29 protein-coding genes are annotated in these 25300 nt (G+C 62.1%); 14 read left to right on the plus strand and 15 right to left on the minus strand.

Annotated elements, in window-relative coordinates; translation table 11 throughout:
• Positions 1–89: 89 nt before the first annotated feature.
• Positions 90–815, minus strand: coding sequence for an SIMPL domain-containing protein (locus ACE4RL_RS00760; protein WP_375598647.1), 726 nt, complete (start codon positions 813–815; stop codon positions 90–92).
• An 82-nt stretch (positions 816–897) separates the two neighbouring features.
• Between ACE4RL_RS00760 and ACE4RL_RS00765 the strand changes: the two genes are divergently transcribed.
• On the plus strand, positions 898–1935 hold the full coding sequence (locus ACE4RL_RS00765; protein ID WP_375598648.1) for a Gfo/Idh/MocA family protein: 1038 nt from the start codon (positions 898–900) through the stop codon (positions 1933–1935).
• An 81-nt stretch (positions 1936–2016) separates the two neighbouring features.
• Here ACE4RL_RS00765 and ACE4RL_RS00770 read toward each other — a convergent pair whose 3' ends face one another.
• The 4 genes from ACE4RL_RS00770 to ACE4RL_RS00785 all read right to left on the minus strand — a co-directional run bounded on the left by ACE4RL_RS00770 (position 2017) and on the right by ACE4RL_RS00785 (position 7255).
• A complete protein-coding gene (locus tag ACE4RL_RS00770) occupies positions 2017–3657 on the minus strand; it encodes an ABC transporter ATP-binding protein (protein ID WP_375598649.1) in 1641 nt (546 codons plus the stop codon).
• Positions 3657–4580 carry an ABC transporter permease gene (locus tag ACE4RL_RS00775; RefSeq protein WP_375600204.1) on the minus strand — a complete coding sequence of 308 codons (924 nt, stop codon included), beginning with the start codon at positions 4578–4580 and terminating at the stop codon, positions 3657–3659. The genes ACE4RL_RS00770 and ACE4RL_RS00775 overlap by 1 nt, the downstream gene beginning before the upstream one ends.
• A 39-nt stretch (positions 4581–4619) precedes the next feature.
• Positions 4620–5600, minus strand: coding sequence for an ABC transporter permease (locus ACE4RL_RS00780; protein WP_375598650.1), 981 nt, complete (start codon positions 5598–5600; stop codon positions 4620–4622).
• Positions 5601–5674: 74 nt separating this feature from the next.
• Positions 5675–7255: an ABC transporter substrate-binding protein gene (locus tag ACE4RL_RS00785; protein WP_375598651.1), complete on the minus strand. Its 1581-nt coding sequence runs from the start codon at positions 7253–7255 to the stop codon at positions 5675–5677.
• 228 nt (positions 7256–7483) lie between these two features.
• Between ACE4RL_RS00785 and ACE4RL_RS00790 the strand changes: the two genes are divergently transcribed.
• From ACE4RL_RS00790 to ACE4RL_RS00800, 3 genes are all read left to right on the plus strand, one after another.
• Positions 7484–7876 (plus strand): VOC family protein, encoded by a 393-nt coding sequence (locus ACE4RL_RS00790; protein WP_375598652.1) that lies wholly within the window; start codon positions 7484–7486, stop codon positions 7874–7876.
• The gene (locus ACE4RL_RS00795; protein ID WP_375598653.1) at positions 7849–8379 is read left to right on the plus strand and encodes a hypothetical protein; all 531 of its coding nucleotides are present in this window, start codon (positions 7849–7851) and stop codon (positions 8377–8379) included. Before ACE4RL_RS00790 ends, ACE4RL_RS00795 begins: the two co-directional genes overlap by 28 nt.
• Before the next feature lie 283 nt (positions 8380–8662).
• Positions 8663–9853, plus strand: coding sequence for an ROK family transcriptional regulator (locus ACE4RL_RS00800; RefSeq protein ID WP_375598654.1), 1191 nt, complete (start codon positions 8663–8665; stop codon positions 9851–9853).
• On the opposite strand, the gene ACE4RL_RS00805 is transcribed toward ACE4RL_RS00800, so the two are convergent.
• Positions 9844–10158, minus strand: a complete 315-nt coding sequence (locus ACE4RL_RS00805) for an integration host factor subunit alpha (RefSeq protein WP_375598655.1) — start codon at positions 10156–10158, stop codon at positions 9844–9846. The genes ACE4RL_RS00800 and ACE4RL_RS00805 overlap by 10 nt on opposite strands.
• A gap of 197 nt (positions 10159–10355) precedes the next feature.
• Between ACE4RL_RS00805 and rirA the strand changes: the two genes are divergently transcribed.
• Entirely contained in the window at positions 10356–10811 is a 456-nt protein-coding gene (gene rirA, locus ACE4RL_RS00810) for an iron-responsive transcriptional regulator RirA (protein ID WP_375598656.1), read from the plus strand.
• 243 nt (positions 10812–11054) lie between these two features.
• Positions 11055–12866, plus strand: coding sequence for an ABC-F family ATP-binding cassette domain-containing protein (locus tag ACE4RL_RS00815; protein WP_375598657.1), 1812 nt, complete (start codon positions 11055–11057; stop codon positions 12864–12866).
• Between the two features lie 249 nt (positions 12867–13115).
• On the opposite strand, the gene ACE4RL_RS00820 is transcribed toward ACE4RL_RS00815, so the two are convergent.
• The gene (locus ACE4RL_RS00820; RefSeq protein ID WP_375598658.1) at positions 13116–14162 is read right to left on the minus strand and encodes a LacI family transcriptional regulator; all 1047 of its coding nucleotides are present in this window, start codon (positions 14160–14162) and stop codon (positions 13116–13118) included.
• Between the two features lie 110 nt (positions 14163–14272).
• On the opposite strand from ACE4RL_RS00820, the gene ACE4RL_RS00825 reads away from it, so the two are divergent.
• Together ACE4RL_RS00825 and ACE4RL_RS00830 are read left to right on the plus strand one after the other, a co-directional pair.
• Complete coding sequence (locus ACE4RL_RS00825; protein WP_375598659.1) at positions 14273–14557, plus strand: hypothetical protein; 285 nt, start codon at positions 14273–14275, stop codon at positions 14555–14557.
• 110 nt (positions 14558–14667) lie between these two features.
• Positions 14668–14883, plus strand: a complete 216-nt coding sequence (locus ACE4RL_RS00830) for a hypothetical protein (protein ID WP_375598660.1) — start codon at positions 14668–14670, stop codon at positions 14881–14883.
• Positions 14884–14934: 51 nt separating this feature from the next.
• Here ACE4RL_RS00830 and ACE4RL_RS00835 read toward each other — a convergent pair whose 3' ends face one another.
• From ACE4RL_RS00835 to ACE4RL_RS00855, 5 genes are read right to left on the minus strand one after another with little or no spacing between them, the layout of a single operon-like run.
• Positions 14935–15141 (minus strand): hypothetical protein, encoded by a 207-nt coding sequence (locus ACE4RL_RS00835; RefSeq protein WP_375598661.1) that lies wholly within the window; start codon positions 15139–15141, stop codon positions 14935–14937.
• The gene (locus ACE4RL_RS00840; protein WP_375598662.1) at positions 15128–15277 is read right to left on the minus strand and encodes a hypothetical protein; all 150 of its coding nucleotides are present in this window, start codon (positions 15275–15277) and stop codon (positions 15128–15130) included. Before ACE4RL_RS00840 ends, ACE4RL_RS00835 begins: the two co-directional genes overlap by 14 nt.
• A gap of 56 nt (positions 15278–15333) precedes the next feature.
• The gene (gene phnN, locus ACE4RL_RS00845; RefSeq protein WP_375598663.1) at positions 15334–15873 is read right to left on the minus strand and encodes a phosphonate metabolism protein/1,5-bisphosphokinase (PRPP-forming) PhnN; all 540 of its coding nucleotides are present in this window, start codon (positions 15871–15873) and stop codon (positions 15334–15336) included.
• Between the two features lie 23 nt (positions 15874–15896).
• A complete protein-coding gene (locus ACE4RL_RS00850; protein ID WP_375598664.1) occupies positions 15897–17033 on the minus strand; it encodes an alpha-D-ribose 1-methylphosphonate 5-triphosphate diphosphatase in 1137 nt (378 codons plus the stop codon).
• 5 nt (positions 17034–17038) lie between these two features.
• Positions 17039–17731, minus strand: coding sequence for a DUF1045 domain-containing protein (locus ACE4RL_RS00855; RefSeq protein WP_375598665.1), 693 nt, complete (start codon positions 17729–17731; stop codon positions 17039–17041).
• A 124-nt stretch (positions 17732–17855) separates the two neighbouring features.
• On the opposite strand from ACE4RL_RS00855, the gene ACE4RL_RS00860 reads away from it, so the two are divergent.
• The 3 genes from ACE4RL_RS00860 to ACE4RL_RS00870 all read left to right on the plus strand — a co-directional run bounded on the left by ACE4RL_RS00860 (position 17856) and on the right by ACE4RL_RS00870 (position 20553).
• A complete protein-coding gene (locus ACE4RL_RS00860; protein ID WP_375600205.1) occupies positions 17856–19109 on the plus strand; it encodes a glycerate kinase in 1254 nt (417 codons plus the stop codon).
• A gap of 57 nt (positions 19110–19166) precedes the next feature.
• Positions 19167–19529, plus strand: a complete 363-nt coding sequence (locus tag ACE4RL_RS00865; RefSeq protein WP_375598666.1) for a VOC family protein — start codon at positions 19167–19169, stop codon at positions 19527–19529.
• Positions 19530–19614: 85 nt separating this feature from the next.
• A complete protein-coding gene (locus ACE4RL_RS00870; protein WP_375598667.1) occupies positions 19615–20553 on the plus strand; it encodes a Gfo/Idh/MocA family protein in 939 nt (312 codons plus the stop codon).
• Position 20554: 1 nt separating this feature from the next.
• On the opposite strand, the gene ACE4RL_RS00875 is transcribed toward ACE4RL_RS00870, so the two are convergent.
• Positions 20555–21316 carry a DUF1365 domain-containing protein gene (locus ACE4RL_RS00875; protein ID WP_375598668.1) on the minus strand — a complete coding sequence of 254 codons (762 nt, stop codon included), beginning with the start codon at positions 21314–21316 and terminating at the stop codon, positions 20555–20557.
• Entirely contained in the window at positions 21313–22662 is a 1350-nt protein-coding gene (locus ACE4RL_RS00880) for an NAD(P)/FAD-dependent oxidoreductase (protein ID WP_375598669.1), read from the minus strand. Before ACE4RL_RS00880 ends, ACE4RL_RS00875 begins: the two co-directional genes overlap by 4 nt.
• A 248-nt stretch (positions 22663–22910) precedes the next feature.
• Between ACE4RL_RS00880 and ACE4RL_RS00885 the strand changes: the two genes are divergently transcribed.
• From ACE4RL_RS00885 to ACE4RL_RS00895, 3 genes are read left to right on the plus strand one after another with little or no spacing between them, the layout of a single operon-like run.
• A complete protein-coding gene (locus ACE4RL_RS00885; RefSeq protein ID WP_375598670.1) occupies positions 22911–23483 on the plus strand; it encodes a sigma-70 family RNA polymerase sigma factor in 573 nt (190 codons plus the stop codon).
• A complete protein-coding gene (locus ACE4RL_RS00890) occupies positions 23480–24127 on the plus strand; it encodes a ChrR family anti-sigma-E factor (protein ID WP_375598671.1) in 648 nt (215 codons plus the stop codon). The genes ACE4RL_RS00885 and ACE4RL_RS00890 overlap by 4 nt, the downstream gene beginning before the upstream one ends.
• Positions 24128–24137: 10 nt before the next feature.
• A complete protein-coding gene (locus ACE4RL_RS00895) occupies positions 24138–24554 on the plus strand; it encodes a DUF2177 family protein (RefSeq protein ID WP_375598672.1) in 417 nt (138 codons plus the stop codon).
• Here the strand turns inward: ACE4RL_RS00895 and ACE4RL_RS00900 are convergent.
• Positions 24551–25279: an SDR family NAD(P)-dependent oxidoreductase gene (locus ACE4RL_RS00900; protein WP_375598673.1), complete on the minus strand. Its 729-nt coding sequence runs from the start codon at positions 25277–25279 to the stop codon at positions 24551–24553. The two genes, ACE4RL_RS00895 and ACE4RL_RS00900, sit on opposite strands and share 4 nt — an antisense overlap.
• Positions 25280–25300 lie beyond the last annotated feature (21 nt).

The following is a 25300-nucleotide window of genomic DNA, read 5'->3' on the forward strand; positions in this document are numbered from 1 at the left end:
TCGTTCTGAGATGCTGCGCGGCGGCCTCGAAGGACTGGGCCGGCCATAGCGGACCCCCAAGCGTCCTGCGGCAAAAGGTGTCGGCGATATCAGTCGACCAGGAAATAGGTGATGGTGGTGACCACGCGCACCTTCTTGTCGATCTGTTTCTCCGGCCGGTCATTGGGAATCTCGACGGCGGGCAGGATTTCGAACACACCCTGATTGGCGGTCTGGATATCGCCCACCTGCGCCCCGGATTCGGCGGCGAACTGCTCGGCGGTTTCCTTGGCACGCTGGGTGGCTTCGGTCAGCATCTCGCCCTTCAAATCATTGATGCCGGTGAAGACGAAGCTGGCGCCGGCACTATAGGCGTCCGACGAGAACACAACACCCTGGCGCAATAGATCGGCCACCGAGCGGCTCGCCTCGGCCAAATCCTGCACGCGGTCAGTGGTGACCAGCATGTCCTCGGTCAGGACGAAACGGTATTCGTCATTCATGGCGTTGGCGTTGTATCCCGCCGCCCGGTCTTCAACGAGCACGTTCTGAACCTGGATTTCGGTTTCAGCAAAGCCGCGCTCGGACAGGAATTCGCGTACCGAGGCCTCGGCGTCTTCAAGGCTGGCCCGGGCCGCCTGCAGGGTCGGGCCGGTGGCGACGAAGCGAATGGGCCAGAAGCCCAGATTGGCTTCAACGGCGCGTTCGCTCAGCCCCTTGACGGTCACCACACGCAACGGCTGACGGCTTTCCACCAGCGAGCTGCCGACAAACCAGCCGGCCAGCGCAATTCCGGCCGCTACGAAAAGTGCAGCAACAATTCCAACGATTCTCATGATAGGTCCCTCTATCAATGTCCCGGACGGGAGATGAGCGCCGCGATCATGGCGCAACCAAGGCATAAAAGGAGGCGGCTGAATGGCACATGAACACAGGAATTTCGGACTTGGTGTGGTTGGCGCCGGCATGGGCGCGAAGCCGCATGCCCTGGCACTCAATGCCCTCAAGGATCGCATCTCGGTGCGGGGCGTCTACCGACGAAACCGGGAGCAGCTCGACCAGTTCTGCCGCGAGTACGACCTGCCGGCCGCTGCAAGCTATGAAGCGCTGCTGGAGGATCCCGGCGTTGACGCGATCTTGGTGCTCACCACGCCCAACGCGCGCGAAGAGCTCGTGGCTGCGGCCTGCAAGGCGGGCAAGCATGTGCTGATGGAAAAGCCGGTGGAGCGTTCGACCGAAGCGGCCCAGCGGATTGTCGAGACGTGTGCATCTGCCGGGGTGACGCTGGGCGTCATCTTCCAGCACCGGTTCCGCGCAGCCTCGCAGGCGCTGGCCCAAAAGGTCGCCAGCGGCGAATTGGGCCCGTTGCAGGCGGCGCAGCTCGTAGTGCCCTGGTGGCGTCCGCAGCAGGGCTATTACGACCAGCCCGGGCGCGGCACCTTCGCCCAGGACGGGGGTGGGGTGCTGATCACCCAGGCAATTCATTCGCTCGACCTGATGCTCAGCCTGACCGGTCCGGCCAAGGCCGTCACCGCCATGACGGCGACCACCGGGCTGCACAGAATCGAGACCGAGGACTTCGTGGCCGGAGGTGTCGAGTTCGTCAATGGCGCGGTGGGCGGGCTGATCGCTACCACCGCCAATTTTCCTGGTGGCCCGGAAAGCCTGACGCTCAATTTCGACAAGGCCAGTGCGACGCTGACCGGGGGCGTTCTGACCTTGAACTGGCTCGATGGCCGAACCGAAACGGTTGGGGAAGAGGCCAGCACCTCGGGCGGCGGCGCCGACCCCATGGCCTTCCCCTTCCAGTGGCATCAGGCCCAGATCGCTGACTTTGCCGAGGCGGTACAGGCGGGGCGGCAACCGGTTTCGACAGGTCACACCGCGCTCAACGTGCACCGGCTGATCGACGCGCTGATCCGGTCTGGCAAAGAGGGGAAACGGGTGGAGGTTTAGCCTGGAGGCCCCCTCACCCGCCGCTACGCGGCGACCTCTCCCCCAGAGGGAGAGGTGAAGTGGTGAGGGAGCCTTGTCTAGCTATGCCACCCGGGAAATATCGGGCACAGCGTCGAGCAGCATTTTGGTGTAGTCGGCCTGCGGATTGTCAAAGATGGCGTCGGTCGGACCCTTTTCGACCAGAACGCCATTGTGCAGTACGCCCACGGCGCTCGACATCTGCCGCACCACCGCCAGATTGTGGCTGATGAGCAGATAGGTCAGTCCGAATTCGTCCTGCAATTCCTGCATCAGGTCGAGCACCTGGGCCTGCACCGAGACGTCGAGCGCCGAAGTCGGCTCATCGCAGACGATGAATTCGGGCTGGCTGGATAAGGCACGGGCAATAGCGATGCGCTGGCGCTGACCGCCGGAGAATTCATGCGGGAATTTGCGCATGACGGATGGATCAAGGCGCACGCGCTCGAGCAGTTCGGCTACCCGATGATCGACCTCGGTGCGGTTGCGGGCAATGCCCAGGGTCCGCATCGGTTCGGCGATGATGTCGGCCACCCGCCAGCGTGGATTGAGGCTGGCATAGGGGTCCTGGAAGATCATCTGGACCCGCTTGCGGCGCTCTCTATGCCCGGCGCCGCCGGCCCAGATATCATGGCCGTCGACCGTGATCTGCCCCGAGGAGGGCCGCAGCAGCCCGACAATCATCTTGGCGCAGGTGGACTTGCCCGATCCGCTTTCGCCCACTAGGCCGAAGGTCTTGCCTTTTTCGATAGCGAAGCTGACATCGTTGACGGCGCGGAACATCTCGACTTTGCCGGGCAGGAGCTTGAGAAAGCCACCGCCGCCGATCTCGAAATCACGCACCAGATGCTTGACCTGAACATAGGCGCCATCATCATTGGCGGCCTCTTCCGGGGTCACATCACCAGCCTGGCGCTGGATGGTCGGGATCGAGTTGATCAGCTTGATCGTATAGGGCTCCTGCGGGCGGCGAATGATGTCGCCCACCGTGCCAGTTTCGACCACCGTGCCCTGATGCATCACCACCATGCGGTCGGCCGTCTGGGCGATGACACCCATGTCGTGGGTGATCAGCATGACCGCGGCACCGTGATTGGCGCAGAGCTTCTTGAGCACCTTGATGATCTGGGCCTGCACCGACACGTCGAGTGCCGAGGTCGGTTCGTCGGCAATGATCAGTTCCGGTTCTGCCGCGATGGCCAGAGCGATGACGACGCGCTGGCGCATGCCGCCCGAGAACTGGTGCGGATAGCTCTCCATGCGCTCGGCCGCCTTGGGAATGCCGGCCTCGGTCAGCAGATCGATGGCCTTCTGGCGCGCCTCGGCCTCACTGAGCGGCAGATGCGTGCGGATGGTTTCGATCAGCTGCTCGCCGATGGTGTAGAGCGGGTTGAGGCTGGTGAGCGGGTCCTGGAAGACCATGCCGATGCGCCTGCCGCGCAATTTGGCCTTGGCTTCTTCAGGCAGATTATCGATGCGCTCGCCCTTGAGGCGAATTTCGCCGGACGCGATATGGCCGGGCGGTTCGATCAGGCCGATAACAGCGGAGCCGGTCATGGATTTGCCGGCGCCCGATTCACCCACCACGCCGACCACTTCGCCGGGCATGATGTCGAAGCTGACCCCGTTGACCGCGCGGAAGACGTCATTGCGGAAGGGGAATTCGACCACAAGGTTCTTGATGGAGAGTACTGGCTCGGTCATCAGCGCAACTTCGGGTTGAGGGCGTCACGCAGCCAGTCACCCAGCAGGTTGACCGACAGGGCGAGCAGAACAAGGGTGACCGCAGGAAACAGCAGGATCCACCATTCGCCGGAGAACAGGAATTGCTGACCAATGCGGATCAGCGTCCCGAGCGAGGGCTGGGTGGGCGGCACGCCGACACCGAGATAGGAGAGCGTTGCTTCCTCGATAATGGCCAGCGCCAGCCCGATGGTCCCGATAACCAGCACCGGGCCCATCACATTGGGCAGCACGTGGCGCAGCAGGATGATGAACGGATTGACGCCCAGAATGCGGGCGGCCGAGACATAGTCCTTCTGCCGCTCGACCATGGTGGCGCCGCGCACCGTCCGTGCGAACTGGGCCCAGTTGGCCAGACCAATCGCCAGGATCAGCACCCAGATGGCAGCGCCTTCCTGCTGGTTGGGCGGAATGAGCCCCCGAGCGACGCCGAAGATCAGCAGGGCAATCAGGATGGCCGGGAAGCTCAGCTGCACATCGGCAACGCGCATGATGATGGCGTCCCAGATGCCGCCGAGATAGCCAGCGACCAGCCCCAGACCAACGCCCATAACCATGGCGAACAGGGTGGCCGAGAAACCGACAAAGAGCGAGACGCGTGAACCATACATGATGGTGGAGAGCACGTCGCGGCCCTGATTGTCGGTGCCAAAAATGAAGTAGCGTCCACCCAAGGAGTTGGAATTGGGCGCGGTGAACCCGTCCATCAGGTTCAACGTGGCCGGATTGAACGGGTTATAGGGGGCAATCCAGGGGGCGAGCACCGCCATCAGGATCAGCACCAGCGCGACAATGGAGGCAACGATGGTGACCGGCGAGTGCCGGTAGGACCAGACGATATCCGACCTCAGAAAGGTCTTCCAGCGCGAGGTCTTGGCAGCCACCACGGGCTGCTCTGGGGAATGGGGCAGATCGGTCACCGACTACCTCCCGGATTTGGCGCCGTCGCGCAGGCGCGGATCGACGATAAAGTACAAAATATCAACGATGAGGTTGATGACCACGAAGACCAGCGCCACGAAGACGAGGTAGGCGGCCATGACCGGCACGTCGACGACGGCAACGGAGTTGACGAAGAGCGAGCCCACACCAGGCCACTGGAACACAGTCTCGGTGATGATGGCAAAGGCGATCACTGAACCCAGCTGCAACCCAGTGATGGTGATGACCGGCACCATGGTGTTCTTGAGCGCATGGCCGAAATTGATGGCCCGCTGGCTCAAGCCGCGGGCCTTGGCAAAGCGGATATAATCGGTGCGCAGCACTTCGAGCATTTCGGCGCGCACCAACCGCATGATCAGCGTCAACTGAAACAGCGACAGGGTGATGGCCGGGAGGATGATCGAACGCAGCCCGGATTCGGTCAACAGGCCGGTACGCCACCAGCCCAGATCGACCACCTGGCCGCGTCCGAAGGACGGCAGCCATTTGAGTTCCACTGCAAAGATGTAAATCAGCCCTATACCGATCAGAAAGGTGGGCAGCGATACACCGATCAACGACCCGGTCATGATCAAGCCGGTGGAGAAGGCGCGTGGGCGGAGCGCGGTGTAGATACCCAGGACCACACCAAACACCAGAGCGATGGAGGCAGAGGCAAAAGCCAGTTCGATCGTGGCGGGCAGGCGTTCCATGATCAGTTGGCTGACCGGCTGCTGCAGGCGATAGGAAATGCCGAACTGGCCCTGCAACGCATTGCCCACAAAGGCAAAGAACTGGACATAGAAGGGCTCGTTGAGCCCCAGGCGTTCGCGAAGGGCCTCGTGGTCGGCCATGGTCGAATCCTGGCCCAGCATGGAGCTGACCGGGTCGCCGACATAGCGGAAAACCATGAACGCGATGAAGGCCACCGCAAGCATGACGATAACGGACTGGAAGAGCCGTCGCGCGATGAAGGCCAGCATTCTGGGCCCTCCATAACTGAGAACCGCCGCGAGGGCGAAGACGCTCCGCGCGACGGTTCAGGATTGCAGGACGCTTACTCGGCGAATTCGACCGTGATCATGTTAGGCTGGTTTTCGGGATGCACCGGCAGGGTGATATCGTCGCGCATGGCGTAGGCAAGCACCTGATTATGCACCGGCATCAGCACGCGATCGGCCTTCACCACCTCCCAGATTTCCGCGATCGTCTGGTTGCGAACGTCCAGATCGGTTTCGGTGCCCAGCGAGATGATCTTCTCGTCCAGCTCCGGATTGGAGTAGAGGCCCACATTGTAGGTCCCATGCGTGTCGGTCTTGGAGTGCACGAGATCGTTGAAGATATAGGCGCTATCGAAGGTCGGGACGCCCCAGCCGAGCAGATAGAAATCTGTGTCATTGGCCAGGATGATCGGGCTGTGTTCGGCCACCGGGCGCGAGGCCAGGGTCACGTCGATGCCGATCTGGCCCAGCATGCCGACGTAGGCGGTAGAGATCGCTTCGTCGTTAACATAGCGGTTGTTCGGGGTGTCCAGGGTCACCGAGAAGCCATCGGGATAGCCAGCCTCGGCCAGCAGTTCCTTGGCGCGTTCCACATCGGGCGCCGGATACTGATCGAGTTCTTCGGTCCAGCCGTTGACGAAGGGCGGGGTCGCCACGCCGGTCGGGATGGAATTGCCGCGCATCACGACCTGCTGGATGGCGTCGCGATCGAGCGCCAGTTCCATGGCCTCGCGCACCAACGGGTTGTTGAACGGGTTGCTGTCCGTGATGTTGGAAGATTTCAGCGGCTCTTCGCCAAACTTGTAGCCGAAGTAGATCACACGGTTTTCCGGGCCGGTCTCGACCTTGAAGCCGGGCGAATTCTTGAGGCGTTCGATGTCCTGCACCGGCACGTCCTGGACGATATCGACGTCACCCGAGAGCAGCGCCGCGATACGTGTGGCATTGTCGGCGATCGGCAGATAGATGATTTCGGTCACTTCTGGCGCTTCACCCCACCAGCCATCAAAGACCGACAGCACGGAGCGGACGTCAACCTCGCGCGAGGTCAGCATATAGGGGCCGGTGCCATTGGTGTTGAGCACGGCATAGTTGGATTCACCGGCGGCGAAATCCTGCACTTCCTGGACATTGTTGGCTTCGGACCAGGTCTTGTCCATGATGAAGGTGTTGGTGACATTGTTGGGATAGAGCGGCGACGGACCGACCATTTGCACCTCGACGGTGTAGTCGTCCACGGCACGCACTTCGGCCACTTCGGCGTGGAGCTGCTTGAGGTTGGAGCCTTCCGAACGGGCGCGGTCGAGCGAGAATACGACGTCCTCAGCCGTGAGGTCGGCCCCATCGTGGAATTTGACGCCTTCGCGCAGCTTGAACACCCAAACCGTCGGATCATCTTCCTTGACGTACCACTCGGTGGCAAGGCGCGGGATCAGATTGCCCTCGGTATCGCGCCACATCAGCGTTTCATAGATGTGATGGGCAAAGGTGTGGGTGACGCCCTGGTTCTGCGAATGCGGGTCCAGCGTCAGCGAGTCGGACGAACGCGCCCAGCGGACCGTTTCGGCCTGCGCGACTCCCGCGAGCATCGTCGAGGCGATCAGGACCGCCGCGATGCGGGTCAAAGAAGTGTGCATGAATAGTCTCCCGTTCCTTGAAAAACGCCATCTCAATGGATGCCCAAAGGTGGCTTGGGCGACAACAAAGCGTAGATTTCACAAGAGCGCAACGGGAATCATTGACCGTTTGGTCAACACAATCAAAGCCCAATGGGCAATCCACAGAAATGGACGGTTCTTGACTGATCCGTTCGATTGCTCCAGCCCCGGCTTGACGCGGCTGCGGCGCTGCTCTCAGTTTGAGCGATGACACAATCGATTGCTACCATCGCTCTGGTCGTCAAATCCTATGATGAGGCCATTGCCTTTTATCATGACACCTTGGGCTTCGATCTCGCCGAAGATACGCCGCTTGATGGCGACAAGCGCTGGGTGGTGATGGCACCCGCCGGCAAGAGCGGCGCCAGGCTGCTGCTGGCCCGGGCGGACGGCCCGATACAGGAGGCTGCCATAGGGAACCAGGCCGGGGGGCGGGTGATGTTTTTCCTCGAAACCGACGATTTTGCTGGCGACCACGCCCGTATGCTGGCCAAAGGGGTTCAATTCCTCGAGGCCCCGCGGCAGGAGCCCTATGGAAAAGTGGCCGTCTTTGTCGATCTATATGGAAACAAATGGGATCTTATCGAGCCGCAGCGCTAGTCGTGTTTGCCTATGCCCTGGCGCCTGTCCTGCCGGCGACAGGACAGGCGCCGGGTTGGCATTATTCGCCGCTGCCAGGCGAAGGGGACCGGGCGAGCCTGGGTTGCACGCGGGGCTCGACCAGTACTGACTTCACCTGCCTGGCGGTGCGCTGCGAGGACGACTATTCGACGGGCCTATATGTCTATTCGAGCCGTCCGGGTGGCGATGCCGGCCGTTGGGAAATGACGCTGGACCGTGAGAGGCGCCAGATGGCGGCACAGGTGGACAGCGGCGGTTATGGCGCGCGCCTCGACGACCCGGAGGGCTGGCTGCTGGACGGGCTGCGCCACGGCAGTTTCGTCTATCTGCGCCACGCAGACGACGAACAGGGCGCCTTTGCCTTTCTCGACCTCTCCGGCTCATACCGGTCGATCACCGAGGCGCTGCAATGGTGCGCGCCGCGCGTGCCGCCGGTCGAACAAATCGGCGAGCCGGGCGCTGAGTCCGAGACAGCCAATTGACCTGCATTGTGAATCGTCGCCCCGCGGACCCATCGCCTCGGCACGCCGGTGGCAGAGGTGAAAAGCTTGGCAAGCAAACCAAATAGCTGCTGACCGATAGCGGAAATTGAGCGCGCACCGGACAATCCTGGTTTTGTGCCAGATACTTGACGGCGCCACGCACTTGCTGGCATTGCGGAAGCAAGATTGTGATGCCGCACGAATTTCAGTTCTGTGCCGCATCCAGTCCGAATGTTTATTTCTTTGACCAAAGACACCATTTGTCCGTCTGGAGCGATTTTTTGTGACAACTTTGGATCAGGGGGCAACACGCGACATTTTCGTGACTGGCCGACGCGGCGTACGGCACAATGGGGTAAGGCGCGCCAATGAGAAGACCGTCCTGACGGTCATTGCTTTCAATTCCGGCGCCTCCAATGCGGAGATTTCGCGCATATCGGAGCTGGCACCCCAGACGGTGTCGGCCATTCTCGTCGATCTGGAGAGCGAGGGGCTGATTGTCCGCGGACCGGTGCTGAGGGGGCGGCGGGGACAACCAGCCACGCCCATCCTCCTTAATGCCGATGGCGGTTTTGCTTTCGGTGTGGAAATGGGCTGGAAGCATTTCGAAATTGTCCTGATCAACATGCATGCGGAGATCCTCCGCCACCACCGGGAAGACTACGACTACCCCGACGCAGACATCGTGTTCGACAAGATCGGAGGGCTCCTGGCGGACTTCGAGCACTCCCTGCGGCCCGACCAGCACGCGCGCCTGCTCGATGTCGGCCTGGCCCTTCCCGGGTCACTCACCACCGATCTGGACCTGCTTGGCGCTCCATCGGATCAGGTGAGCCGCTGGTGCCAGATCGATCCGGTCGCCGAGTTGGGCAAACGGACCCATCTTGAGGTCACGCAGATCAATGACGGCAATGCCGGTTGCTGGGCTGAACTGATCGCCCTCGATCCACCCCGCCCGGCCAATGTGATCTTCCTGCTGGTCTCGGAGGTGCTGCTGGCGGGCATCGTCAGCGACGGCCAGCTCTGGGAAGGCCCCTCTGGTCATGCGGCGGATCTCGGCTCCAGCCTTGTCTGTATCAATCAGGGGACGCCTCAACTGGCGCATCAGGTGGCATCCTTGTTCGCGCTCCGGGAACGTCTGGCCGCGGCCGGATTTGCCCAGGCGGATCAGCCGGTATCGGACTGGGACCTGCAAGGCATGTCCACGATCGTCGACTGCTGGGTGGGGGACGCCGCGCAGGCCCTGGCACAGGTGGTCCACAACATGCTGGTGGTTCTCGAATCGCCTGTGGTGGTGCTGGATTGCGAACTCGGTCCGGACATGGCGCAACGGCTGACTGAGCGCCTGGGGATCGAAATGAGCCGTTTCAAGACCAGAGGGTTCAAGATGCCACGCGTCATCAATGGCCGGCATGGCCGGTTGGCCCCTGCTATCGGCGCAGCAGAATTGCCGCTCTACCGCCGCTACTTTTGAGCCTTGGCTCGGGACGGCCTGGGCTCGAGTGCCTCGCGCAACCGGGCGCTGGGAATAAGTACCACGGTGTGGTGGGGCGCAATACGGTGCTCCTCGCCGGTCCGCGGGTTGCGGCCGATGCGCTCGGCGCGCGATCGAACGTCCAGGGTCCCAAATCCACTTAACTTGACTGTTTCGCCACGCATGAGGGCTTCGCCGATCAGTTCGAACATGCGTTCGCCGATCTGCACTGCGTCGTGACGCGACAGGCCCGTCGCGTCAGCAACACTATCCCCTAACATGGCTCGGGTGACTGTTATATCCACTCCAAACCTCCTCCGCCCCCTATTAAATTCATAGGTGGAAGGTAAGTGTCTGTCCAGCCCGCTCGCTGATCACAATAACATGACCGTCGGCTTCAAGATTGTTTGACATTTTTTAGAATGGTTATAAGCTGCGGGCCACGTTATGAGGAGCTACCCAGCCCCCTCGAGGCTCGCCCGACGCAGCAGAAAGGTTTCCCGTGAGACTGACCCGCCAATCCAATTATGCCATTCGCACGCTGGTCTATTGTGCGGTGAACGAGCCCGGGTTGAGCCGCGTCGCCGAGATTGCCCGCGCCTATGGCATTTCGGAACTTTTCCTGTTCAAGCTGATCAAGCCGCTGGTGGAGTCGGGGTTGTTGCAGACGGTGCGTGGACGGCATGGTGGCATCAAGCTGGGCAAGCCTGCCAAGGATATCACCCTGCTTGAAACGATCCGGCTGACGGAAGAGAACTTCGCACTTGCGGAGTGTTTCGAGGATGGCGCCGACTGCCCGCTGATCGGGGAGTGCGACCTCAATGCTGCGCTGCGCGAGGCCCTGGGCGCGTTCTTCGAGGTGCTGGAGCGCTACACCATAGCAGACCTGGCCAGCAAGAAGCGCTCCATCCGCGAGCGGCTAGGCCTGTCCCTGGATGAAGCAGTCAACGCTGCCTGACCAAATCCGAGAGCAAATCAAATATGAGTTTGACAATCATGTTTATGCATGGTTGATTGCGCTCATGGCGCTACGACCCCTTGGGGCCTGTGGGTCCGGGTGCCAGAATGCGACGGGGCGTGCTGCTACCGTCTCCCCGGGCCGGTCAGGATCCTCAACGTCCTGACCGGCCTTCTGCCTTCCCTTGATTGATCTGCGTCCGTCCCTGTGCTCTATCCGGGGCCGAATGCTTCCGGACAGAACATGGCCCAGCCTCCCCTCCTTTCGCTCCAGGATATCCAGCTCACCTTTGGCGGAACGCAATTGCTCGAAGCCGCCGAACTGATCGTTTCGCCCGGCCAGCGCATCGCGCTGGTCGGCCGCAATGGCTCAGGCAAGTCAACGCTGCTCAAGATTGCTGCAGGTCTTGTCCAGCACGATGCCGGCAAGCGTTTTGCAGAGCCCAGCGCGACCATCCGGTATCTGCCGCAGGAGCCGGACCTGTCCGGCTACGAGACAACACTTGCTTATGTCGAGGCCGGTCTGGCACCGGGTGACGATCCCTATCGGGCACAATATCTGCTTGATGCCCTTGGACTTGCAGGAACAGAAAAGCCCACCACGCTGTCCGGCGGCGAAGGCCGCCGCGCAGCGTTGGCACGGGTGCTGGCCCCACAACCTGACGTCTTGCTGCTGGACGAGCCAACCAACCATCTGGACCTGCCGGTGATCGAATGGCTGCAGGCGGAATTGAGTCAGATGCGCTCCGCCATGGTTCTGATCAGCCACGACCGCCGGTTCCTCTCTGACCTGTCGCGCTCCACGGTGTGGCTGGATCGCGGGGTTACCCGGCGGATCGAGAAGGGGTTTTCGGCGTTCGAGGGCTGGCGCGACGAAGTGCTGGAGCTTGAGGAAAAGGAACGGCACAAACTCGACCGCCAGATTGTGCGCGAAGAACACTGGTTGCGCTATGGCGTGACCGCGCGGCGCAAGCGCAATGTGGGCCGGCTCGAGCGGCTGGCCAATCTCAGGCAGGAACGCCGAGAGCAGCGCAAGGTGGCCGGCGGGGTAACCCTGGCCGTCAGCGAGGGCCGGACGTCAGGCGCGCTGGTGGCGGAAGCTGAGAGCATTTCCAAGAGCTTTGGTGCCCGCACCATCGTGCGGGACTTCTCCACGCGTATTCTGCGCGGTGACCGGGTCGGGGTCGTCGGGCCGAACGGGGCCGGCAAGACCACGCTGATCAAGATGCTCACCGGTCATCTGGAGCCGGACGGCGGCGCAATCAAGCTCGGGGCGGCGCTCGAACTGGCCATGCTGGACCAGGGGCGCGCCAAACTGCAGCCCGATACCCGCCTCAAGGACGCGCTGACCGGTGGCGGCAGCGATACCATTCACGTCAATGGCGAGCCCAAGCATGTGGTTGGCTATATGAAGGACTTCCTGTTCAGCCCTGAACAGGCCAATACCCCGATCGGCAAGCTTTCGGGTGGAGAACGGGCCCGCGTGGCGCTGGCCCGCGCCCTCGCGCTGCCCTCAAACTTCCTGGTGCTGGACGAGCCGACAAACGACCTGGACCTTGAAACGCTCGATCTGCTCGAGGAAATGGTTTCCGACTATGCGGGAACCGTGGTGGTCGTCAGCCATGACCGCGACTTCCTCGACAGGGTCGCGACGTCGGTCATAATGGCGGAAGGAGACGGTCGCTGGACCGAATATGCCGGCGGCTATTCGGACATGGTCACGCAGCGCGGATCCGGCGTTGCCGCCCGTCAGCTCGACAGGCCCGCCAAGGCAGACAAGCCCAAGGCAAAGCCGGCCTCCCCGGCACCAACCAGCAAGCGCAAGCTCAGCTTCAAGGAGAAGCATGCGCTTGAAACCCTGCCAGCAGAAATTGACAAGCTTGACGCCGAGATCGCCGCACTGAACAAGGCCCTGGCTGCGCCCGATCTCTACACCAAGGACCCCGGTGGCTTTGCGGCCAAATCCAAGGCGCTGGAGGCGGCTGCGACGAAAAAGGCCGCCGCGGAGGAGCAGTGGCTAGAACTCGAAATGCTGCGGGAGGAGCTGGAGGGTTAGGTGCGCAACGGCGAACGGACGTCTCGCCAGCTCACTGACCTCGTTACTAGCTTTTCATCGCCGCACATGGCGCATATGCCATCACGTCTCTGGAAGTCTCGCGTCAGACCAAGCGATCTCGCGATAATGTTGACTTGCTGCCGAGGCTGCACTTTCGCGGCCGACGCCAGGCAGTCATCGCAGAGAGCGGCCGGCGCACTATCCTTCAGTATCCGATAGACCGCATCCGGATTGGACACTTGCTGACCTTCAGGCGTCCCACTCGAAGACCGGCTGAGCGATAAACTGCAGGCCCTCAGTCTCACCCGCGATCCGGCGGAGGAGAAGGCTCGCCAGATTGCGCCCGGCGGCGACGAAGTCCTCTGGCACGGTTTCGGCGCCCGGCTGAAACTGGGCGAACATGTCGGAGGCCTGCTTGGTCACCACATGAGCGGTCTTGCCAACGACCAAGCCCGCATCGTTGAGGCCGCCGATAACGGCCAGAGCCGATATCTCGGAAGCGCAGACATAGCCATCGGGGCCATCCGGCCGCTTGGCGCGCTTGATGACATAGCTGCGGATGGCATCGGCCGGGCTACTCAGATTGACGTCGGCGGCAAACTCGTAAGCAATCCCCGCCTCACGTGCCGCCCGTTCCATGCCTGCCTTCAAGTGCTCGGTATAGGTCAGAGCGCTATCGGGCAAGATGATCGAAACCTTGCGGCACCCCCTGGCTGCCAGCCGCAGCGTAGCGCCATAGGCATAGGCCTCGTTGTCGTAGTCGACAAAGGGATGCGATTCAGGCCAGCGGCTGCGGCCGTGGCTGACAAAGGGAAAGTCGTTGTCATTCAGGAAGCGGATACGCTCGTCGAAGGCTTCAGCTTTGGAAAAGATCACGCCGTCGGCCATGCGATTGTGCACGATGTGCTGGATCGGCTCAATGGGCTCCACATTGCGGAAAAGCGGGGTGATGACCAGATGATAGCTGGTGTCGCGCAGAGCTTCGGTGATGCCCGTCACGAGATTGGTGCCAAAGCCGTATATCTGCTCGTCAGGCTCGAGGATGAGGGAGATGACATTGGTGCGTCCGGTCTTCAGACGCAGCGCCGCGCGATCCGGCATATAGCCGATCTCGGCGGCAATCTTCTGAACGCGGTCGCGGGTTTCCTGAGCCAGCTCAGGCGCATTGTTGAGCGCACGAGAAATGGTTGTAACCGCCAACCCTGTCATTTGCGCGATGGTCTTGAGCGTGGGCTTGCCCGACGGCTTGACGCCCCGCTTGCCGCGCGAGGCGGGCGGCACTTCTTCTTGCGACACCTATGTTCCCCTCAGACCCGCCAGGAAAAAGGCGGGACGCTTGATTGGCAAACAACACCAGATTGCGGACGGCGAAGCAAGCCGCAAGCACTTGTCAATTAACATGAGTAATGGTATCAGGATTTTACCCTGCCGGATGTTTCGGGCAGGCTTTTGCGGGATTTCCCGAAAATACGCATAAAGGTGCACTGGCAAAACCTGACTGCGTTCCCTATCTTGCCATTGCGCCGCCGCATTGGCGTGCCACACCTGCGTTCAACACCCGCAAGGAGAGGAATGACGATGACGACATCGAAGACCTTCACGATCCATGCCACGTGTTCGACCGTAGTAACCTGCATGCGAAATCTCAAACGCTGGCAAGGGTCCTGTCGCGCAAAACGAATGTGATCTGACCCGTCACATCCTCGTCTCACAAAACCGATAGACCCCGCGCTGCCAGCCCCGGGCTCCCTTCAGAGTGAAGGAGCCGTGTTGGATTGCCGCGCAAGTGGAGATTCCACCCATGCAGGAAAAGAACTTAAACAGGGCCGATAAGCTCAGGCCAATTGTCATAGAAGTCGCCGGGGAACCACAGGGTGTGGTTGTACCGGATGCCGAAGGCTACAGGTTCGTGGCCGTCAAGCTGCCGGCCTTTGCCATGGACGGGCAGCGCTTTCCATCTGTGGAGACGGCGCACTCAGCCGTTAGCCGCGCCGTCGCTGCCGGCGAAGCCGCCTAGCAAGGCCGGTGGGTGACCACCGGCCTTTCTGTGTGACGTCCAACGCGCGGTTCAATCGTCGTTGGTCGCATTCAGTTCGGACGGACGGCGGCCCTCGTCCGCGGGCGGTGCCGGATCGAGCGCGCTTTCTACCGCTTTTGCCAAAGCATGGACATCGATCCTGGATGCGCCGCTGCCGGCCTGCCGCTCGAGCTCCGATGTCAGCGCCGTGACAATCGCCTGGTGGCGCAGTTCTGTGCTATCGCTAGCCGTTCCCATCGATCGAAATCCCCTGTTCATCGACCCGAACTTCTATGCCCGGCCGGGCCTGTTGCTGCTGATAGGTGTAGATGCCGAACGCGACCAGCGCGATGGCCAGAATGGCGATGACGCCGTAAAGGCTGTTTCGGGACACGGAAATCTCCTGACGCTTTTCTATCAAGAGACAAACGCCCCGGCAAAGCGAAGGGTTCAATCCTCGGCAATGCGGCGCAATGCCATGACGAAAGCGGCAACACCAATGGCCAGCGTGCTGGAATTGTCTATGACCACCGGCTCTACATTGGCCGGCAACGCGGCGCCCTCACGGGCCAGTCGCGCGACAATTTGGTCGTGGGTCTCACGGCCGCGCTTTGACAGGCGAGCGGCGCGCAGAGAAATCTCGGCAGAAACCTGGATAACCCGGCAGAGCGGGTATTTGGCGACCGCCTCCGGCACGGCATGGCGGGAAATATTGGCGATGACCACGCGGCCCAATGCCAGATCGGTATCAACCCCGATAGGCAGGGCATAGTCCAGGCCATGCGCCTGCCAGGTCAGGGCAAAACGGCCAGCACGCTTGGCGGTGGCGAAAGCCTGCCGGTCGAGACTGACATGATCTTCCAGATCGATGTCCGCGGGACGCGTGACGAACCGGCGCACGAAGCTGAAGCGCTTGTCACCGTCAAGGGCCTGACGGGCACCACCGATCAAAGTGTCCTTGCCGACGCCCGACGGACCGACCACAAGCACCAATACTCCGGGGGGCCGTTGGTTCAACTCACACGCAGCCCTTCGCGCCAGACGCCCCGCACCACCGGAAGCGGTGCGTCGGCTGCCACCCTTACAAGATCGGCTCGTTTGCCCAGCGAGACCTCCCCCCGGTCCTCAAGCCCGGCGGCCCTCGCCGGATTGCTGGTCACGGTAGCCAAGGCCGCGGGCAGGTCAAGGCCCTCGACGCGCTGCGGCAACAGAAAGGCAGCCTGCATCAGGGCATAGGGGACATAATCTGAACTCAGAATATCGAGCAGACCACCGACAACCAGATCGGTGGCGGAGATGTTGCCCGAGTGGGACTGGCCACGGACGACATTGGGAGCGCCCATCAGGATGGCAAGCCCGGCCTCATGGGCAGCAGAGGCCGCCTCAAGCGTGGTGGGAAATTCTGAGATGGCAACGCCATCGGTCTCGGCCTCCTCGACATGGGCCAAGGTGGCGTCATCATGGCTCGCCAGCGCTATGCCCATTGTTCTGGCCCGTGACACGATAGCCCGACGGTTTGGCCCGGCATAGCGCCTGTGCTCGTCCAGCCGCGCATCGACATAGGCCTGCAGCTCTTGCGGACTGCGTCCCATCTGCTTGGCATAGAAGCGCCTATAGGCGTCGAGCGAGCGAAACTGCCGCTGGCCGGGCGTATGATCCATTACTGATGCCAACCGGGTCATGGGGTGGTCTGCCAGCGCGTCAAAGTGATCGACAACATCGTGGCTGGGCAATTCGCAGCGCAGATGGATGAAATGTTCCGCCCTCAACCAGCCACCCGCCCCGCCGGTCCGCACGGCATCGACCAGCTTGCGGGCGTGGGCAAGCATGTCCGGGAGATCATTGTCCGAACCGATCCTTACAGCATCGAAGACTGTGGTTATGCCAGAACCGGCAATCTGGGCATCATGGGCGTGCAATGCCGCCAGCGGATCCCAGAACACACCGGGGCGTGGCCGATAATGGTTTTCCAGATGGTCCGTATGCAGTTCGACGAGGCCAGGGATGAGATAGTCGCCTTCCAAGTCCTCCCCGGAACGGCCGGCCCCGGCATCGATAGCGGCGATCTTGCCATCCCGCACCAGCACACTGCCTATGACGACTTCGTCAGGCAGAACGATCTGCGCATTGGCAAATACAGTCTCTCGCATGGCCGTCAGTGCCCCAGTCCGAACTCGGCAATGCGATTGAAGGGCAGCTTGTTCTCTTTCTCGTGGAACAGGGTCAGGCGGTCCAGGGTCACCGGGGCGTCGAGCACCGGGCCGAACCAGGTCTGCGCCGCCTGCATCACCTCACGGTGGTCGGCCTCCGAGAGCCGGTCGGTCAGCGTCATATGGAAGCGAAACTCATCGAACACATAGGGGTAGCCATAAGCGTCGAGTAATTCCTCCTGGCGCGGCGTCAATCCGCGCGCGGCGCGCTCCGCGCGGTCTCGCGGCTTGAGCGGAGCGCGGAACGGCTCGAACGCCTCCACAACGCTCGCAGCAAGATCTTGCAGTTGCTCGTTGCTGTCCGTCTCAGGCATAAGGGCGAGGAACCCATCCAACGACGCGATCCGCAGCTTGCCCAGAGCAACGGGCTCAAGTTCAGCTGCGGTTTTTTGCATGGCCGCACGCAAGCCTTGTTCGGTCTGACCCGGGGCCAGGGCCATGGGCGGCTTGAGCGTGGCGTGAAACCCGTAGCGGCCGGCGGACTGAGTGAGGTTGAGCAGGCGTGCCCGCTCCAGGCCGGCAACGGCGCCGTCGTAGCTCTCCCCGGTAGCCGGGTCGCGACCGAGCCAGACTGCGGCGCGCTCCCACAGCAGGTCGGTGACAGCGGGAGCGTAGTAAATGGCGAATCTCTGCGACATGGGGCCTCCTTGGCGCGGGGGTAATGGACCTGTGTGGCAGGCATTTGACAAGATGCAGGACTGGACAAAATCCCTGGCGATGGCGACAAGGGCCAATCTGGCGCACACTGAAGACCGAGACCACATGGACCGCTCCCTGCTCGAACGCCTGTTCCACCAAGCCGTTGCACAGGCCCAGCCAGCCCTGGCGGTCGAGCGGCATCTGCCCGAAGAACCCAAGGGACGCACCATCGTTATCGGAGCAGGCAAGGCTTCGGCGCAGATGGCCCGGGCCTTCGAACAAGCCTGGCCAGGCGAGATATCGGGGCTGGTCGTTACCCGCTATGGCTATGCGGAGGCCTGCGAACGCATTGAAATCGTGGAAGCGGCGCACCCGGTTCCCGACGCGGCGGGCGCGGCCGCTGCCAAAAGACTGCGTGAGCTGGTGTCAAACCTGGATCAGGACGATCTGGTGGTCGCGCTCATCTCCGGCGGCGGCTCCTCATTGCTGCCGGCCCCCGCGCCAGGCCTGAACCTCGAGGATGAACAGGCGATCAACCGCGCTTTGCTCGCCTCGGGTGCACCCATTGGGGTGATGAATCTTGTTCGCAACCAGTTCTCGACCATCAAGGGCGGACGGCTGGCGGCGGCAGCGGCGCCGGCGCGAGTGGCGACACTGGTGGTCTCGGACGTGCCGGGCGATGATCCGGCTCTTGTCGCTTCGGGCCCCACCCTGCCATTGGCAGGAGGGCGTGCCGAAGCAAGACGACTGGCCGCGCTCTATCGCCTCGATCTGCCGCCAGCGGCGCGCCGTTTGCTGGAAAGCGATGACAATCTGCCGCCCGACCCCACTGACCCGGTCTTTATCCGCAATAGCGTCACCACGATCGCTTCTGCCGCGCTTTCGCTTGAGGCCGCGGCGGATATGGCCCGCAAAGAGGGTATCGAGGCAGCCATTCTTTCCGACTCAATCGAGGGAGAGGCGCGCGACGTTGCGCAGGTTCATGCGGCCATCGCCAAAGAAATCGCCATGCGCAATCGCCCCTTCAAGAAACCGGTGGTCCTTCTCTCAGGCGGCGAAACAACCGTCACGCTGCGGGGCAAGGGGCGGGGCGGCCGAAATGGAGAGTTCCTGCTTTCGCTGGCCATTGCGCTGGACGGGGCGGCCGGGATTTCCGCCCTTGCAGGCGACACCGATGGCATTGACGGTTCGGAAGACAATGCGGGCGCCTTTGTCGACGGCGCGACTGCACGGCGCATGCGCGAGGCCGGCATCGACCCGCAGGCGGCATTGTCCAACAACGACGCCTATACCGCGTTCGAGGCTATTGGCGATCTGTTCGTCACCGGCCCGACCGGCACAAATGTGAACGACTTCCGAGCTATCATCATTCGATAAAGGCCTTTGGACCATGGCCCCGCCGTGCCATGCTGGCCACTGTCCAAGGAGGCGGACATGGCAAGGGTCACCGGCATAGGCGGCATTTTCTTTCGATCCCGCGACACCAAGGCGTTGGCTGAGTGGTATCAGACGCATCTGGGGATCACCGAGTTCTGGACCCAGCAGGCCGGCTTCACGGTGTTTGCTCCGTTCGAGCAAAGCAGCGACTATTTTCCAGCCGACAAGCAGTGGATGATCAATCTCAGGGTGGATGACCTCGATGGGCTAATGGCACAGCTCTCCACAGCGGGCATTGCCATCGAGACCCGGCCGGACGAATGGGATAATGAGCAAACCGGGCGATTTGCCCGCATTCACGACCCCGAGGGCAATCCCATTGAGCTGTGGGAGCCGCCACCAGCGGCACCCACCGCATAAAAATCATACTATTCTCGTTTTGAGGTCTTGGCAGGAGCCGGCAAGACCTGCTCTATAGCCGCGTCTTGGAGCAGGGAGTTCAGGCATGGCCAGCCGCAAGATTGCCATTATCGGCGTAGGTAAGATCGCAGTCGACCAACACATACCGGTGATTGATGCCTCTGAGGACTTCGAGCTGGCCGCGACCGTGTCATCGCGCGGTGTGAGCCATGGCGATCTGCCGGTTTTCCGCACTGCCGCCGAGCTTTATGCAGCCATGCCAGAAGTAGGGCTGGTGTCCATCTGCACCCCGCCCGGAGTGCGGCACGCCCTGGTGCGCGAAGCGCTGGATGCAGGCAAGGACGTGATGATGGAAAAGCCCCCCACCACGACCATTTCCGAACTCGACGACATTGTTGCCCACGCAGGCCGGCTGGACCGGGTGCTGTTCCAGACCTGGCACAGCCAGTATAACGCCGCCGTTGACCGGGCCAAGGCCGTTCTGGCTGAGGAAGGTGTCAACAAGGTGCGGATCGATTGGCGCGAAAGCGTGCGCAAATGGCATCCGGGCCAGGACTGGGTATGGGAGCCGGGCGGTTTCGGCGTCTGCGATCCGGGCATCAATGCCTATTCGATCTTCACCAAGATCATGCCGTTTCCCGTCTTCGTCGAGAGCGCCAGGCTGACCTTCCCGGCCAACCGGCAGACGCCGGTCGATGTCGAGGTCCGGTTCAAGTCGGGCCAGCCGCATAAGCCCGACATTTCCTCAGGCTTCAACTGGCTTGAGGAAAGTGGCGAAATCTGGACCATCCATGTGGTGACCGGCACCGGCACCGATCTCAAGCTCGAGCGTGGCGGCCGGACGCTCAGGATCAATGGCGAGGTGGTGCTGGAGCATGGTGACGAGGAATATGCCGGCATCTATGACCGCTTCGCCGATCTGCTCGACAAGCGGCAGAGCGATGTGGATGCCGCGCCATTGCGGCTGATGAGCGACGTTTTCCTGATGGGCGCCCGCGAGAACGGCCCGGCCTTCGAGTGGTAGGCTAGTCCTGCGGCTCGGCGATCCTGGCCGCAGGGGTTTCCCGTCTGCCCTTGCGATCAGTGTACCAGCGAATGCGAATGCCCTTGGCGATCAGGCGCAGGGCTTCCCAATGGATGCCTGCGGTGACCTTGAGCGTCATCAGCGGATGGGTGAAGAAAAGCCGGCGCAGGGTGGCATCGTCAAATGGGCGCGCTTCGCCGGTGAAGGCAGCATAGAGCAGCGGCTGGCCGTCCTGGGTTTCATGGATGGCGACACGCACCTTCTCGCCCGGCGGTGTCAGGCGGAACTCGTAGCGGCAATCCATATCGATGAAGGGCGAGACGTAGAAGCTCTTATCCGCCGCCTGCTCCGCCCCCTGGGGCAGGACATAGCTGTGGCGCTCGCCAAAGGTGTTGTGCACCTCATAAATGGTGGCGAGCGGCTGGCCCGCAGCATCCTGACAGAACCAGACGGTCAGGGGGTTGAACACGTAGCCGAGAATGCGCGGATAGCAGAGCAGACGGATGCGCCCCGCCGGCGGCAGGCCGTGGTCAGCCAGTTTCAGATTGACCCAGCTGCGCAGCGGCAGGCCGTTGCCGTGGTCCGCGTCCCGGAACGAGAACAGTGCCCGGCGATTGTGGCCGAACCATTTCAACCCATCGAGTGCGGACAGATCATCGAGGTCGACCAGCAGCGAGAACACCCGATATTTGAGGGCGTGCTTTTTTGGCCGGTGCCGCTGGTGCACCACCTGGCCGACATAGATGGCCGAGTTCAGGCTCATGCCACCAGGGCCGCGGCAGGGGGCGCGAGCGTGATGCGGCCGGATGGGTTGGGCACGGTCCAAGGTCGCGGCAGGGAGCCCATGGCCTCGGCTGCGGCCAATCCGGCCTGCAGGCCGTCCTCGTGAAAGCCCCGACCGAAATGGGCGCCCGCATAAAACGTGCGGTTCTGTCCCTGAATTTGCCAGAGATTTTCCTGAGCGTGGATAGCGGCGCTGTCAAACAGGGGATGGGTGTAGTTGAACCGGGCGATCTCCTCCCGAGGATCGGTCGGCGGGTTAAGCGTGACGAAAAGGTCCCGGCCCTTGAGGCTCTGCAGCCGGTTCATCCAATAGCTGACGCAAAGCTGGCTGTCGGCCGACAGGTGGTCGGTCGAGATGTAATTCCAGCAGCACCACACCTTGCGTCGACGCGGCATATAGCTGGGGTCGGCGTGCAGCACGGCCGTGTTCGTGGTGTAGGAGAAGGCACCAAGCAAATTCCGTTCGGCCTGGCTGGGTGTATCGAGCATGGAGAGGGCCTGATCGGCATGGGTCGCAACCAATATTGCATCGAACTGATCGACCTGGCCTGTGCGTGCCGTGACCGTGACACCATCAGCATTTCGCACCACCCGGGCTACCGGCGTGGCGAGGCGCACCTGGCCGGCAAAGTCCTTGAGCAGAGCGTTGACATAGGCGCGGCTCCCGCCCTTGACCGTGCGCCAGTTGGGGCGCTCGCGCAATTGCAACAGGCCGTGGCTTTCAAAAAAGCGGACAAAGGCGAAAAGCGGGTAGGCGCGGATGTCCTCGGCCTTGGACGACCAAATGGCTGCCGCCATTGGCAGCAAATGGCCCTCAACGAATGAGCGGGAGTAACGCTGGGCGCGCAGATACTCATCCAGCGTGAGGCCGCGCATGTCTGGCCGGTCCAATGCTTTGGGCGCCTCGCGATAGAAGCGCAGCAGGTCCCGAAACAGACTCCAGAAGCGCGGGCGGAACGCATTGCGCCGCTGCGCCAGCATGCCCGAGAGCCCTTCGCCGCAATATTCAAACGTGCCGCGGTCAAGAGAGGCTGCAAATGACATCTCGGTGTGGATACTTTCCACCTCGAGGTGGCCCAGCAGGGCCTGGAAATTGGGGTAGTTCTTGTCGTTATAGACAATGAATCCGGTATCCACCGGACCGGTACCCGGCACATCGATGGTATTGGCATGGCCGCCTACTCGGTCGTCGGCCTCGTAGAGTACCACATCATGGCTTTTGGACAGCAGCCAGGCCGCAGAAAGACCAGACACCCCACTTCCCACGACCGCAATGCGTTGGCGGATTGAGTTAGAGCCTGAAAATCCGGAGGTGGCGTGAAGCATTATCAAAGTCCTAATTGTTTGACCCAAATACGGCTCCGCCGGTGGACTGGATCATCGGCTGTGGCAATTTTCCACGGTGCTTGGCCAAAGCAGTGTTTTTTGTTTTGGCGCATGATCCACCTCAGCCGCACCGGCGTATCTGGGGCATGTCAGTTGCGATTTACCCATCTGCCGGACCATGCGAGAATGCTGTCAAACCACAGCGCCGTCGCCTTGCCGTGCCCGCGCAGAATAAGGGCAGAGATCGCATGCCGGAACGAACGAACGCTGCCACGCCAATGACCGCTACCAGCGACCAGATTGTTGCGATTGCGGCGCGGGCGGACATGACCGCTTTCGAAGCGCTGTTCAAAGAGTTTGGGCCGCGCATCCGCGCCTATCTCCTCAAGCTCACCCGCGACGGCCAGGCCGCGGAGGATTTAATGCAGGAAACCATGCTGGCCATCTGGCGCAAGGCGGGGCAGTTCGATCCGGAACGCGGGCAGGCCTCGGCGTGGATTTTCACCATTGCCCGCAATATCTGGATCGATGCCTGGCGCAAACAGAAGCGTCCGGCCTTCGACCCCGACGACCCGGCCCTGACCCCGCCTGCCGAGCCCGAAGCGCAGGATGTGCTCGAGCTCAAGCAAAGCGGTGCGGCGCTGCATGCAGCGCTCAAGACCTTACCGCAGGAACAGGTGGACCTGATCCGCCTGTCCTTCTTTGACGAAGACTCGCACAGCACTATCGCCGCCCGTACCGGGCTGCCGATTGGCACCGTGAAATCGCGCATCAGACTGGCCTTCGGACGCCTTCGAACGGCGCTGGAGGAGATAAAATGAACATTCGACACCATCTCAACGACGATCTGCTGCTCGACTATGCCGCGGGCAGACTTTCCGAAGGCTGGTCCCTTGCCGTGGCCTGCCATCTGGCCATGTGCCCGCAATGCCGCGAGCAATTGGCATTGGCGGAAGCCACTGCCGGGGTCATGCTTGAAGAGCTGGCGCCCGTTGACGGGCCCGATGACAGCTGGGAGCAGCTTAAAGCGCGGCTGGTAATGGCCCCGCATGACAGTGCGACGCCCATTCGGCGCCCGGCTTCGGCGACGCTGCCCGAGCCACTGCGCTCTTATCTCGGCGGTGACCTCGACACCATCAAATGGCGCAATCTGGGCAATGCCAAGCAGGTGCTGATCAAGACCGGCGACCCAACCACCCAGGCCCGGCTGCTGTGCATTGCTGCCGGCAAGCCGGTGCCCGAGCACAGCCATGGCGGGCGCGAGCTGACCGTGGTGCTCAAGGGCAGTTTCCACGACGAGGTCGACCGCTTCGGCCCCGGCGATATCGAGGATGCCGATGGCAGCCTTACCCATCAGCCGGTGGCGGACGAGCACGAAGATTGTATCTGCCTGGCCATTACCGATGCGCCGCTGAAATTCTCCAGCCGTCTTGTGCGTCTGGTGCAGCCTATCCTGGGGATTTGAGGAGACAGAGATGTTCGGCTTTTCGTTGCTGACGGTGCTGGCTGCCTATGGCGGTACGGCGCTCGTATTCTTCGGTATCGACTTCTTCTGGCTCACGGTGCTGGGCATCGGCTTTTATCGGGCCGAAATCGGTGATCTCCTGCTCGACCAGCCCAACCTGCTGCCGGCGGCGCTGTTTTACTTGTTTTATGTCGCCGGGCTGGTGGGCTTTGCCATTCTGCCCGCGCTCAATGCCGGAAGCTGGCTCTGGGCGCTGCTGGCGGGGGTGGCGCTGGGGCTGTTGGCCTATGGCACCTATGACATGACGAACCTGTCGACCCTCAAGGGCTGGAGCCTCAATATCAGCGTGATCGACATGGCCTGGGGCGGGTTCCTGTCGGGCATTTCGGCCCTGGCCGGATATTGGGTGGCCAAGCTCACCACCTAGCCCCGGATCCGCGCGGTGATGGCAAAGGCCAGCCAGTGCGGCAAAACGCCGAGGAGCTTGAGCGGCCAGATCAGGCGGCGGGGGAAGGCGATCTCGAAGCTTTTGCCATCGAGCCCCTTGAGGATGCGATCGGCCGCCTGGTCGGGCTCCATCAGGCCGGGCATGGCGAAATCATTCTTGTCGGTGAGCGGAGTGCGCACGAAACCGGGGGTGACCAGGCGCACATCGACCTTGGGCGACAATTCGCTGCGCAGCGACTGGGCAAGGCTGACAATGCCGGCCTTGGTGGCCGAATAGACCTGGCCGTTGGGCAGGCCGAAAATGGCCGAGGCCGAGCCGAACAACACCAATTGCCCGCCGGGGCGAAGGTGCTCGGCACCGATCTGGGCGACGTTGAAGGTGCCGGTGAGATTGACCTCGAACATTTTTGCCGCCTGTCCCGGATCGGCCTTGCTGACCGGGCCGGGATCATAGATGGCGGCGGTGGTGACGATGCGATCGAACGGACCATGCAGGGCTGCGGCCTCTTCGAGACTGGCCCGGTCAATGGCGTCGGCGACGACCGCATGATGGCCGGGGCCGATCCTCGCCAGCGCGGCATCGAGCGCGTCCTGGTTGCGGCCCGAAATGACCACCAGGGCGCCGCGCGCCGCATAGGCCTTGGCCATGGCCTCGCCAATGCCGCTCGATCCGCCAATGATCCAGATCTTTTCGTTGCTCGCCACTACGCTGAACTCCTGTCTTGT

The organism is Devosia polycyclovorans, from assembly GCF_042181575.1.
GTDB classification, from domain to species: domain Bacteria; phylum Pseudomonadota; class Alphaproteobacteria; order Rhizobiales; family Devosiaceae; genus Devosia; species Devosia polycyclovorans.